At 66.4% G+C, this 11,963-nt stretch carries 8 protein-coding genes; 7 read left to right on the top strand and 1 reads right to left on the bottom strand.

The window, feature by feature from the left end:
• Genes xdhA through LDN95_RS01390 form a run of 6 tightly spaced genes read left to right on the top strand, consistent with a single transcriptional unit; the run spans position 1 to position 8,183 of the window.
• On the top strand, positions 1-1,434 hold the full coding sequence (gene xdhA, locus LDN95_RS01415; RefSeq protein ID WP_226015833.1) for a xanthine dehydrogenase small subunit: 1,434 nt from the start codon (positions 1-3) through the stop codon (positions 1,432-1,434).
• Positions 1,427-3,721: a xanthine dehydrogenase molybdopterin binding subunit gene (gene xdhB, locus LDN95_RS01410; protein ID WP_226015832.1), complete on the top strand. Its 2,295-nt coding sequence runs from the start codon at positions 1,427-1,429 to the stop codon at positions 3,719-3,721. The genes xdhA and xdhB overlap by 8 nt, the downstream gene beginning before the upstream one ends.
• A complete protein-coding gene (gene xdhC, locus LDN95_RS01405) occupies positions 3,718-4,725 on the top strand; it encodes a xanthine dehydrogenase accessory protein XdhC (protein ID WP_226015831.1) in 1,008 nt (335 codons plus the stop codon). Before xdhB ends, xdhC begins: the two co-directional genes overlap by 4 nt.
• Positions 4,722-6,053 (top strand): guanine deaminase, encoded by a 1,332-nt coding sequence (gene guaD, locus LDN95_RS01400; RefSeq protein ID WP_226015830.1) that lies wholly within the window; start codon positions 4,722-4,724, stop codon positions 6,051-6,053. Before xdhC ends, guaD begins: the two co-directional genes overlap by 4 nt.
• Positions 6,050-7,063, top strand: coding sequence for an adenosine deaminase (locus LDN95_RS01395; protein ID WP_226015829.1), 1,014 nt, complete (start codon positions 6,050-6,052; stop codon positions 7,061-7,063). Before guaD ends, LDN95_RS01395 begins: the two co-directional genes overlap by 4 nt.
• Positions 7,047-8,183 (top strand): nucleoside hydrolase, encoded by a 1,137-nt coding sequence (locus LDN95_RS01390; protein ID WP_370631631.1) that lies wholly within the window; start codon positions 7,047-7,049, stop codon positions 8,181-8,183. The genes LDN95_RS01395 and LDN95_RS01390 overlap by 17 nt, the downstream gene beginning before the upstream one ends.
• 45 nt (positions 8,184-8,228) lie before the next feature.
• Here the strand turns inward: LDN95_RS01390 and LDN95_RS01385 are convergent, their stop codons facing one another.
• Entirely contained in the window at positions 8,229-9,152 is a 924-nt protein-coding gene (locus tag LDN95_RS01385; RefSeq protein ID WP_226015828.1) for a LysR family transcriptional regulator, read from the bottom strand.
• 312 nt (positions 9,153-9,464) lie between these two features.
• Between LDN95_RS01385 and LDN95_RS01380 the strand changes: the two genes are divergently transcribed.
• On the top strand, positions 9,465-11,933 hold the full coding sequence (locus LDN95_RS01380; protein ID WP_226015827.1) for a TonB-dependent siderophore receptor: 2,469 nt from the start codon (positions 9,465-9,467) through the stop codon (positions 11,931-11,933).
• Positions 11,934-11,963: the final 30 nt, after the last annotated feature.

The following is an 11,963-nucleotide window of genomic DNA, read 5'->3' as shown; positions in this document are numbered from 1 at the left end:
GTGGGCGTGCGCTTCGTGCTCGATGGTGCGGTGATCGACCTGCCAGCGGTCGATCCGACCGGCACTTTGCTCGATTTCCTGCGCTATCGGCTGGGGCGCACGGGTACCAAGGAAGGCTGCGCCGAGGGCGATTGCGGGGCCTGCACGGTGCTGGTCGGCGAACCCGATGCCGAGGCCACGGGGCTCGACTGGCGCGCGGTCAACGCCTGCATCACCTTTCTGCCGATGGTGCACGGCAAGGCGCTGATGACGGTGGAGAGCCTGAGCGGAGCCAGCGGGCTCAACCCGTTGCAAGCCTGCATGGCGGCCAACGGCAGTTCGCAATGCGGATTTTGCACTCCCGGCTTCGTGATGAGCCTGCACGGCCGCGCCATCGGTGCGGCAGGGGCGGACTTGCCGGTAGAGGATGTGCTCGCCGGAAACTTGTGCCGCTGCACCGGCTATGGCCCGATCCTCGATGCCGCGCGCGCGGTGCCGCAACTGGCGCAGGACGACACCGCCGCGCTGGCGGCGCTTGCCGGACTGGACTGCGCCAAGGGGGCGAGCGGCGAATGGCAGGGACGGCGCTGGTTCCGCCCGGCTTCGGCCAGCGCACTTGCCGAAGTGCTGGCCGAACACCCCGACGCGCGGATCGTCGCCGGGGCGACCGACGTCGGCCTGTGGGTGACCAAGGGGCTGCGCTCGCTCGATACGCTGGTATTTGTCGGCGACATCGCGGACTTGCGGGCCATCAGCGAGACGCCAGAGGGTGTCATGCTGGGCGGGGCGGTCCGCTATGCCGAGGCGCATGGCGCATTTGCCCGGCTGCACCCCGATCTGGGCGAGCTGGTGCGGCGCATCGGCGGCCTGCAAGTGCGCAATGCGGGCACCGTAGGCGGCAATATCGCCAATGGCTCACCGATCGGAGACGGCCCGCCAGCACTGATCGCGCTGGGTGCCAGCCTCACCCTGCGCAGCGCCGGGGGGCGGCGCACTGTGGCGCTGGAGGACTATTTCCTCGATTACGGCAAGCAGGACCGGCAGCCGGGGGAGTTCGTCGAGAGCTTGTTCGTGCCGCGTCCGGGACCGCATGACCTGATCCACATCGGCAAGCTGTCGCGCCGGTTCGATTCCGACATTTCGGCGGTGTGCGGGGCTTTTTGCCTGACCGTTGTCGAGGGTGTGATCACCGCTGCGCGCGTGGCTTTCGGGGGGATGGCGGCCACGCCGCGCCGCGCGCCCGCGTGTGAGGCGGCGCTGATCGGCCAGCCTTTCGCCGAAGCGACCATTGCGGCGGCAGCGGAGGCGCTTCAGATCGATTTCACCCCGCTCACCGACGTGCGTGGGAGTGCGGCCTATCGCAGCGAGGGCGCTGCCGCGCTGCTGTGGCGGCTGTGGCACAAGGCGCAGGGCGTGCCGGTGTCGGTCCTCGATATCGAGGCCGCCGATGCCTGATCGCGTCCTCCACCGGCCGGCGAACCCCCACGACAGCGCGCACCTGCATGTCAGCGGACAGGCGCGCTATGTCGATGACGAGCCGCAAGTGCCCGGCCTGTTGCATCTGGCGTTCGGACTTTCGACACAGGCGCATGCGCGGCTGCTGGCAATCGACCTGAGCGCGGTGCACGCGGCGCCGGGCGTGGTTGCGGTCTATACGGCTGCCGACATTCCCGGCGCCAACGACGTCAGCCCGATCGCGCACGACGACCGCTTGCTCGCCGATGGTGAGGTGATCTGGCACGGTCAGCCGCTGTTCCTGGTCGCTGCGACCAGTCGCGATGCCGCACGCAAGGCGGCGCGGCTGGGGCAGGTGACGTACGATCCCTTGCCGCCGCTGGTGACGGTTGAGGATGCCCGCGCGGCCAATTCGCAAGTCGAGCCGACGCAGCGCATGGCGCAAGGCGATGCCGCCACCGCGCTGGCGGGCGCTGCGAACCGGGTATCGGGCACGTTCAGCATGGGCGGGCAGGATCACTTCTATCTCGAAGGGCAAGTGTCGCTGGCCCGACCGGGCGAGGACGGGCAAGTCCATGTGCTGTGCTCCACCCAGCATCCCAGCGAGGTGCAGCATCTGGTCGCCCATGTGCTGGGCGTGTCGTCGGCCGATGTGACGGTCGAAGTGCGGCGCATGGGCGGGGCGTTCGGCGGCAAGGAATCGCAGGCCGCGCTGTTTGCGGCGGCGGCCGCGCTGGTCACCGCCAAGACCGGGCGTCCTGCGAGCTTCCGCTGCGATCGCGATGACGACATGGTCATCACCGGCAAGCGCCACGATTTCGATGTCGGCTTCGACGTGGGGTTCGACGCGCAAGGGCGGATCGAAGGACTGGCGCTGCGCCTGTCGGCGCGCTGCGGGGCGACGCTCGATCTGTCGCCCGGCATCAACGATCGCGCGATGTTCCACAGCGATAACACGTACTTCCTGCCCAATGTCGTGATCGTTTCCGAACGGCTCAAGACCCATACCGTATCGAACACCGCGTTCCGTGGGTTTGGCGGGCCGCAAGGCATGCTGGCGATCGAGCGGGTCATGGATGGCATCGCCGCGCATCTCGGGCTCGATCCGCTGGCGGTGCGGATGGCCAACCTTTACGGTCCGGGGCGGGACGTCACGCCCTATGGCATGACCGTGTCCGACAATATCGCGACCGAACTGATTGCCCGGCTGCGGAGCGACTCGCGCTACGACGAGCGGGCCAAGGCGATTGCTGCGTTCAATGCCACCAGTCCGGTGCTCAAGCGGGGCATCGCGCTGACCCCGGTCAAGTTCGGGATCAGCTTTACCGCCATCCACCTGAATCAGGCGGGCGCGCTGGTGCATGTCTATGCCGACGGGTCGATCCAGTTGAACCATGGCGGCACCGAGATGGGGCAAGGCTTGTACATCAAGATCGCGCAAGTGGTCGCCGATGTCTTTGCGGTGCCGGTGGCGATGGTCAGGATCACCGCGACGCGGACCGACAAAGTGCCCAATACCTCGGCCACGGCGGCCAGTTCGGGCGCGGACCTGAACGGCATGGCCGCGCAGGATGCGGCCTTGAAGATCCGCGAACGGATGGTTGCCTTCCTTGCCCGCACGCATGGTTGCGCGGCAGACGACGTGGCGTTTACGCCCGATGGCGTGCGCGTCGGTGGTGAACTGCTGCGGTTTGCCGATGCCTGCCGCAAGGTGTGGATGGGCCGGGTGTCGCTGTCTGCCACCGGCTTTTACGCGACGCCCGATATCCATTACGACCGGGCCACGCACAAAGGGCACCCGTTCTATTACTTCGCTTATGGTGCGGCGGTCGCCGAAGTGGTGGTCGACACGCTGACCGGCGAACACAAAGTGCTGGCGGTCGATATCCTGCACGACGTGGGCCGGTCGCTGAACCCTGCCATCGACCTTGGCCAGATCGAGGGCGCGTTCGTTCAGGGGCAGGGCTGGCTGACCACCGAGGAGCTGGTGTTCGACGGCAAAGGGCGGCTGCTGACCCACTCGCCCGCCACCTACAAGATCCCGACCGCGTCTGACCGGCCAAAGCGCCTGTCCATCGCGCTGTGGGACGGCGCCAATCGCCAGCCCACGATCCACCGGTCGAAGGCGGTGGGCGAGCCGCCGTTCATGCTGGCGATTTCCGTCTTTTCGGCGCTGACCCGCGCGATTGCCGCCACCGCTCCCGACAAGCGCGCGCTGCCGCCGCTCGATGCCCCGGCCACGCCCGAGGCGATCCTGCGCGCCATAGCCGGGCACCGCAGCGCATGAGCGCTTGGCTGGACCATCTGCGTGCGCTCGCCGGTCAAAAGCCGGTAGCCATGGCCCCGGTTGCGATGATCAGCGTGCTGGCGAGCGAGGGTTCCGCCCCGCGCGGCGCGGGCACGCGGATGCTGGTGACGGCCGAGACGCCGTTCGGTACGATCGGCGGTGGCCAGTTGGAGTTCCGCGCCATAGAGCAGGCGCGCGCCATCCTGAGCCAACCGGCGGGCGCATGGCGGGTGCAGGATTATCCGCTGGGGCCGCTGCTGGGCCAGTGCTGCGGCGGGCGGGTGCGGCTGCTGGTCGAGCACCTCGATCCAGCGAGGCTGGGCTGGCTTGCTCATGCTGCCGAAGGTCGGGTGCTGGTCAGCGCTTTGCGTCCCGGCACGATAGAGCGCCGCGTGGTGGCCGATGCGGCCGCACCGCCCCTGTCTGCACGCGGCGATCGCCCGCGCGAGGGTGACGTATTGGCCGAACGGATCGGGCAGTACCGCCGTCCGCTCTATCTGTTTGGCGCAGGACACGTCGGGCAGGCGATCGCCCGCCATGCCACCGGCCTGCCGCTGCGCCTGTGCTGGTTCGACAGTCGTCCCTTGTTCGAGACTATCGAAGGCGTTGCGACGGTGGCGGAAGATGCCATCGAGGCCTGCCTTGCCGATGCTGCGGACGATGCAGCGGTGGTGATCCTGACCCACGATCACGGGCTTGATTACCGGCTGGTGCGCGCCGCGCTGGCAAGGCCCGCGCTGGCGTTGGTCGGGGTCATCGGATCGCAGACCAAGCGCGCGCGCTTTCTGGCCCGGCTGCATCGCGAAGGCGTGGACGGGCCAACCTGTGCCCGCCTGACCTGCCCGATCGGCCAGCCCGGCATCGCGGGCAAGGAGCCCGACGTGATCGCCATTGCAACGCTGGCCCAGTTGCTCGCCCTGCCTGCGCCGGGAGAACAGGTGGCCCCGCAGATCGAGCCCGCCATGTCCTGCGAAACAAGGCTGATCGGGAGCGCAGGCGCATGACGGTAAAGGCCTTTCGCGGCGAACTGCTGTCGGTGGCGCACGATCCGGCAAGCCACTCGGAGGCGGTCTCGCATCAGCCTGACGGCCTGCTGGTGATCGAGGACGGGATCATCGTGGCGCGCGGGCCTTACGCCGAACTGGCGCCGCGCGTTCCCGCCGTTGCGGTCGAGCGCCTTGCCGGGCTGATCGTTCCGGGGTTTGTCGACGCGCATGTCCACTACCCGCAGACCGATCGCATCGCCAGCCATGGCGAGCAGTTGCTCGACTGGCTGGAGCGGCACATCTTCCCGGCCGAACAGGCCTTTGCCGACCGCGCCCATGCCGATGAAGTGGCAGCGGTGTTCCTGAACGAACTGCTGCGCAACGGCACCACCAGCGCGCTGGTGTTCCCGACCGTTCATCCGCAATCGGTCGATGCGCTGTTCTCGGCCGCGCTCGAGCGCAATTTGCGCATCGTCAGCGGCAAAGTGCTGATGGATCTGGGGCCCGAGGGCTTGCGCGACACACCCCAAAGCGCGCGCGCCGACAGCGAGGCGCTGATCCGGGCCTGGCACGGGCGCGGGCGGCTGGGCTATGCTGTCACCCCGCGCTTTGCGCTCACGTCGAGCGACGCCCAGTTGCAGGTGGCGGGCGACCTGCTGGCGGCGCATCCCGAGGTGTTGATGCACACCCATCTGGCTGAAAACACGCGCGAGGTGGCCGAAGTGGCGGCGCGGTTCCCCGCTGCCGCCGATTACCTCGATGCCTATGACCGGTTCGGACTGGTCAGCGCGCGCTCGGTGTTTGCGCATGGCATCCACTTGCCCGATCGCTCGTGCCGCCGCCTGCGTGGCAGCGGTGCGGGGATCGCGGTGTGCCCCAGTTCGAACTTTTTCCTGGGGTCGGGCTGCTTCGACTTCACGCAGGCCGAAGCGCATGGCGTGCGGATCGGTCTTGGCAGCGACATTGGCGCGGGGACGACGTTCTCGCTGCTGCATACTTGCGGGCTTGCCTATCAGGCGGGGCTGGCCAAGGGCTACCGGCTCGATCCGTTCCGCGCGCTTTGGCTGGCTACGGCGGGCAGCGCCGCGCTGCTGCACATCGCCGACCGGGTGGGCGCGCTGGCAGTAGGGCAGGAGGCCGATTTCGTAGAGCTCGATCAGCACGCAACCCCGCTGCTGGCGCGGCGTACCGCGCATCTCGAAGGGGCGGCGAACGATCTGGCCGAGCGGCTGTTCGCCTTGCAGGTACTGGGCGATGATCGCGCGATTGCGCGCACTTACGTGATGGGGCACTGCGCGTGGGACCGCGACAGCAACCGCTTCAGCCCTGCCGGGAGCCTGACATGACCGATTTCGACCGCTTCATCACCGGCCTGCCCAAGGCCGAACTGCACCTGCATATCGAAGGCAGTCTTGAGCCGGAACTGATGTTCGCGCTGGCCGAGCGCAACGGCATCGCGATACCGTATGCCTCGGTCGAGGATGTGCGCGCGGCCTATGCCTTTTCCAACCTGCAGGACTTTCTCGACATCTATTACGCCGGGGCAGGCGTGCTGCAGACCCGCGCCGATTTCCGCGATCTGGCGCTGGCCTATTTCGAACGCGCCCATGCCGATGGCGTGGTCCATGCCGAATTGATGTTCGATCCGCAGACCCACACCGCGCGGGGCATCGCCTTTGCCACGGTGATCGAGGGGCTGCTCGACGGCATGGCCGAGGCGGAACGGCGCTTTGGCCTGACCAGCCTGCTGATCCTCAGCTTCCTGCGCCATTTGAGCGAGGAGGAGGCCTTTGCCACGCTGGCCGAAGCCGAGCCGTGGCTTGACCGGATCGCCGCGGTCGGCCTCGACAGTTCCGAACTGGGCCATCCCCCGGCCAAGTTTGCGCGGGTCTTTGCCGCCGCGCGGGCCAAGGGCCTGAAGCTGACTGCCCATGCCGGTGAGGAAGGCCCGCCCGAGTACGTGCTCGAAGCGCTTGATCTGCTGCACGTCGAACGGATCGACCACGGCAACCGCGCACTTGAGGCGCCCGCACTGGTGGCACGGCTGGCCGATGAGGGCATGACGCTGACGGTCTGTCCGCTGTCGAACCTCAAGCTGTGCGTGGTGGCTGATCTGGCCGACCATCCGCTCGACCGGATGCTGGCCGCCGGGCTGAAGGCGACCGTGAACTCCGACGATCCGGCCTATTTCGGCGGCTACATCGCGGACAACTACCGGGCCGTGGCAAAGGCAAGGGGGCTCTCGCGCGCCGCTCTGGTGCAACTGGCGCGCAACAGCTTTACCGGATCGTTCTTGCCCGCCGATCAAATCGCTGCGCACCTCGAACGGCTGGAGGCCTATGCTGCGTCTGCTTGAACGGTTGCTGGCCAGCGTGTTGCTGGCCATCGCGTTGCTGGTCCTGCTGGCGACGGTGCCGGTGCGTGCCGATGAAGCGGCGCGGCGCAAGGTCATCATCGACGACGACGGCTTTGGCCTGATGCATCTGCTGCTGCTGGAAGCGCCCGATGTCGATGTGCTGGGGATGACCACGGTTTCGGGTGATGTCTGGGCCAATCGCGTCACCGCCATGGCCTTGCGCGGGCTTGAGATCGCCGGACGCAGCGATGTGCCCGTGATACCGGGTGCGACCTACCCCTTGCTCAACAGCGAAGCGCTGACCGACCGCTGGGAAGCGTTGTACGGCAAGCTGACATGGCGCGGGGCGTGGATGAAGCAGTGGGTCGAGCCGACCGCGCAAAGCACGCCGCCCTACCACGGCCCCAACGATCCGGTGGAGCTGCCATGGGGCAACCCCACGCACAAGCCATCGGCCGAGATTGCGGCGCTCTATCTGCTGCGCATGGTCCACCAGTATCCCGGTCAGGTGACGATCATCGCCTGCGGGCCGCTGACCAATCTGGCGCTGGCGCAGCGGCTTGACCCGCAATTTGCGGCGCTGGCCAAGGGGCTTGTGGTGATGGGCGGCAGCTTCAACCCGCATCAGGTTCTGGCCGATCAAGCCGCCGCCGACTTCGCGCGCGAGTTTGCCAACACGCCCCGCCGCGAATTCAACATCCGCTTCGATCCCGAAGCGGCCAGCATCGTCTGGCGCAGTCCTTGGCGGCAGGTGACGGTGGTTCCGGTCGATCCGTCGACCGCCACCCAGCGCCGTCCCGATCTGCTCAAGCGGTTGGCAGGGGTGGCGAGCCCGGCGCTGGGCAAGTTGATCGCAGCCATGGAGCCGGGCTTTCCGCTGTGGGATGAAACCGCCGCCGGGGTGTTCCTCGATCCCGCCATGGTGACCGGCAACGAGACGCTCTACATCGACACCAACACCCAGTTCGGCCCCGGCTATGGCGACATGCTGTCATGGCGCGAACACTACCAGCCCGGCCTTGGCGAGCGCCCGGCCGAGGTCATCCACAGCATCGACCCGGCAAAGCTGGAAGCGCTGATGGTGCGGACCATTGCCGAAAGCGCCAAAGCGGGGCGCTAGGCCCGCCAGCTACCCCGCCAGCTACCCCGCCAGTTAGCCCGCCCGTTAGCCCGCCAGCGCCGCCGGATAGCCCAGTTGCGCGAACCCGGCCTCGATCTCGCCCAGCACCAGCGCGGCGGCGTGGCTGGGGGTGCGGGCCGAGGCGGTGCACAGCGCAAGGGTCATCGGACGCAGGATCGGGTCGGTGATGCGGGTGAAGCGCAACAGCCCGCGCCGCACTTCGGTCATCACGTCCAGACTGGTCAGCATGCCGATGCCGATGCCCTGCATCACCAGCGATGTAAGCATCTGGATGTTGTCCGAAGTCACCTTCTTGTCGAGCGCGATACCGCTGGTGCCTTCAAGGATCGCCACTTGCTCGGCCACCGCCAGCGGGCGGGCAGGCACCACCACGGGCGATCCGGCGCAGGCGGAAAAGCGCGCTTCCCCGCGCTCGCCGAACGGGTGCCCGGCAGGGGTAATGAAGCCCAGCACCACGTCGACGAACGCGCGCACGGTCAGATCGCGATACGATTCGGGCTCGAACATGATGCCGAAGTCGACCTCGCCGGTGATGATGGCCTGCCGCACCCCGGCATTTCCGGTCACTTTCACGCCGATACTGATCCCCGGATAGCGGCCTTGCAGCGACTGGATCAGCGCCGGAACGTGGCCTTTGGTCAGCGCATCGATGATCGCGATGTCGACATGTCCGCGCTTCAATCCGCGCAAATCCTCGATCTGCGCGCGCACGTCGCCGAGGTTCTTCTGCCAGCGCCCCCCGGCCGCCATAAGGATTTCACCCGCAGCGCTCAGCCGCAGCCCGGTTGGCAGGCGTTCGAACAGCGGCATGCCCAACTCGGCTTCGGCATTGAGGATCTGCCGGTCGATGGCCGACGCCGAGACGTTCAACTCCTCCGCAGCACGGCGGATCGAGCCAAGGCGCCCCACGGTCATGAAGTAGCGCAGGAAACGGGAAAATGCCGGCATGAACCTGCTCTCTTTTTTGCAACAGCCTGTCGGAATCATTGCGTTTGATCGCTTGCCGTCAAGTCCTTAGGCGAAGGGTCCGAAAGAGCGGGGCGCAAACGGGCGGCGCCCGACGCGATTGCCGCGCCCGATTCCGGTGGAGTTGTTCCCACCCTTTTTACGTTTGCGCAGTTTGGCGCATTGCCGCGCTGCGCTGCACCATGCTTGAGAAGTCAGTGAGGGACTCCGGGGAGGGGGCCGACCAAAGGATCACAGCCGTCGCTCGTCAGGTCAGCAGACCGGCGTCGCGACCGCAACAGGGGGGTTTTAACCATGAAACGACTGCATTCTCGAACTGCGTCCGCAACCCGCGTCGCGCTCGCCCTGCTCGCCGGAACCGCGCTGAGCGTGCCCGCGCTGGCGCAGGAAGCCCCGGCCGACGCTCCGCCCAAGCCCGAGGAAATCGTCGTCACCGGCTCGCTCGGGGCCTTGCCGCTCAAGGACGTCGGCTCGGTGTTCGGCTTCGACAAGACGCTGGCTGAAACGCCGCGTTCGGCCTCGTCGGTCAGCGCCGAACAGCTTGAACGCTTCGGTATCACCCAGATCTATGACCTTGTCAGCCAGGTTCCGGGCACGTTCACCAGCTCGTTCTTCGGCACCGGCGGCGCGCTCGACATTCGCGGCACCCCCGGCGAAGTCTATTTCCGCGGCATGCTGCGGCTGGAAAACCCCGGCAACTACCCGACCCCGATCGGTGCGGCCGACCGCATCGACATCGTGCGCGGTCCCGCCTCGCCGATCTATGGCCCGTCCAAGACCGGCGGCTACATGAACTTCGTGCCCAAGACGGCGCGTGCCGCCAACGGCACGTATGCGACCGAGGCCAAGGGCTTCGTCAGCTATGACGGCGGCAGCTGGGGCCGCAATGTGCTCAAGGGCAGCGTCACCGGTCCGGGCAAGATCGGCGACCACGAATTCGGCTACAGTCTCTATGGCGAGTTCGAGGATTCGGGCAGCTATTACCGCAACATCTTCACCAAGAACACGCTGCTTTCGGCCGCGTTCGACACCGATATCACTCCGAACCTGCGGGTTGAATTCGGCGGCATGTACCAGAAGTTCCGTGGCACGCAGAACGGCGGCTGGAACCGTCTGACGCAAGACCTGATCGACAACGGCAACTACATCACCGGCAACGCCAGCACGTCGCTCGACAAGAACAACGACGGCAAGCTGTCGCGTGAGGAAGTCTATGCGGCCAATGGCGGCCGGGGCCTGACCAACTTCGGCTCGTTCGGCTGCGGCGTGTTCAATGCAGGGCCGACCGGCTGGACCGATGCCTGCCTCAAGGCGAATTACAAGGATCTGGCGCTGGTCAATCCCGGCAAGACCAAGTTGAGCGGCCGCGACACGCTGACCGGCGTTGGCGACAAGCTGAACAACGACCAGAAGACCGCCTACTTCGACCTGATCTGGACCGGCGCGGGCAAGCTGGAGATCAAGAATCAGGTCTTCTATGACGGCACCAAGAACCTGAACGAGAACCTCTACGGCTTCTCGCAGATGATCGATTCCTACGTGCTGGAAGACAAGATCGTCATTTCGGACCAGTTCCAGACCTCGGCGGCCAAGATCTCGGTGCAGGCAGCGCCTTCGCTGCGGTACACGCACTTCAAGTTTGCCGACGACTTCGGTGCTGAATTCTGGAACCGCCCCGACATCACCACCGGCTACACGGCAGCATCGACCCGCCTGTTGTCGACCCAGTGCGATTGCGATTACTCGGACTACCTGCGGGGTCACTACCTTGATGCGGGTCTGGCCGGGCTGGTCGATCTCGACTTCAACTTCGGGCTCGACATCATCGGCGGCGTGCGTTGGGATCACGTGAAGGTCAAGTCGTCCGCGATCGTCGAAAAGTACGATCCGACCGGCCGCCCCACGGGCCCCAACGTCAGCGCCAGCGGCAGCAAGAGCGCGCTGTCGTGGAACGGCAGCATTTCGTACAAGACCGAACTGGGCATCGTCCCGTACTTCACGGCCTCGCGTCAGACCACGGTCGTCGCCGGTGAAGGCGCCGAGGTCCAGCCGGGCGCGATCGCCGGGGGCAGCTTCCTTTCGGCCTCGCGTCTGTACGAAGCCGGGCTGAAGGGTGAGTTCCTCAACAAGCGGCTCTATACCTCGATCTCGGTCTACAAGCAGGAACGCACCGACGTGGTGTCGGACAGCCCGCTGACCAACCAGGTGATCAAGACCAAGGGTGTCGAGGCCGAACTGCGCTGGTCGGTCGATCGTCATCTGCTGGTGTCGGCCAACTATACCTACATCGACGTGGTCAACGCGGCAGCGCTCGACGGCGGGCTGACCGGGAATGGCTACTTCAACTACTTCGGCATCGGCGATCTGGTGAACGTCACCACGCCGTCGCTGTTCCTTGGCGGTAGCCAGATCGGCAACGTCTATCCGACGACCAATTCGCAGGCACGTCGTCCGGGCATTCCGCACAACGTGGTGTCGGCAACGGCCACGTATGCGTTCGACAACGGCATCGCGCTCAACGGCGATATCAGCCACGTCGATGCGGTTTTCACAGGCTACAACCAGAAAGTCCGGTTGCCCGCGTACACCCTGCTCAACCTGGGCGGTTCGTACACCAAGGGGCCGTGGCTGTTCCGCGCGGTTGTCAAGAACGTCAACAATGCCCGGTACTTCCGTGCAGGTGGTCAGGATCTGTTCGGGGCCGATATCGCCCTGCCGCAGCTTCCGCGCAGCTTCCAGGCGACCGTTCAGTACAAGTTCTGATGCAAAGGGGGCCGGGGGCAGCGATTGCCG

The sequence above is a fragment of the Novosphingobium sp. FKTRR1 genome (assembly GCF_020404405.1).
Classification (GTDB): Bacteria; Pseudomonadota; Alphaproteobacteria; order Sphingomonadales; family Sphingomonadaceae; genus Novosphingobium.
This window is presented reverse-complemented; position numbering and strand designations above follow the sequence as displayed.

What these genes read in the sequence shown, in the direction of transcription:
- LDN95_RS01390 (WP_370631631.1), top strand. Translation starts at nt 7,047, where the DNA reads ATGCTGCGTCTGCTTGAACGGTTGCTGGCCAGCGTGTTGCTGGCCATC.
- LDN95_RS01380 (WP_226015827.1), top strand. Translation starts at nt 9,465, where the DNA reads ATGAAACGACTGCATTCTCGAACTGCGTCCGCAACCCGCGTCGCGCTC.
- xdhB (WP_226015832.1), top strand. Translation starts at nt 1,427, where the DNA reads ATGCCTGATCGCGTCCTCCACCGGCCGGCGAACCCCCACGACAGCGCG.
- xdhC (WP_226015831.1), top strand. Translation starts at nt 3,718, where the DNA reads ATGAGCGCTTGGCTGGACCATCTGCGTGCGCTCGCCGGTCAAAAGCCG.
- guaD (WP_226015830.1), top strand. Translation starts at nt 4,722, where the DNA reads ATGACGGTAAAGGCCTTTCGCGGCGAACTGCTGTCGGTGGCGCACGAT.
- LDN95_RS01395 (WP_226015829.1), top strand. Translation starts at nt 6,050, where the DNA reads ATGACCGATTTCGACCGCTTCATCACCGGCCTGCCCAAGGCCGAACTG.
- LDN95_RS01385 (WP_226015828.1), bottom strand. Translation starts at nt 9,152, where the DNA reads ATGCCGGCATTTTCCCGTTTCCTGCGCTACTTCATGACCGTGGGGCGC.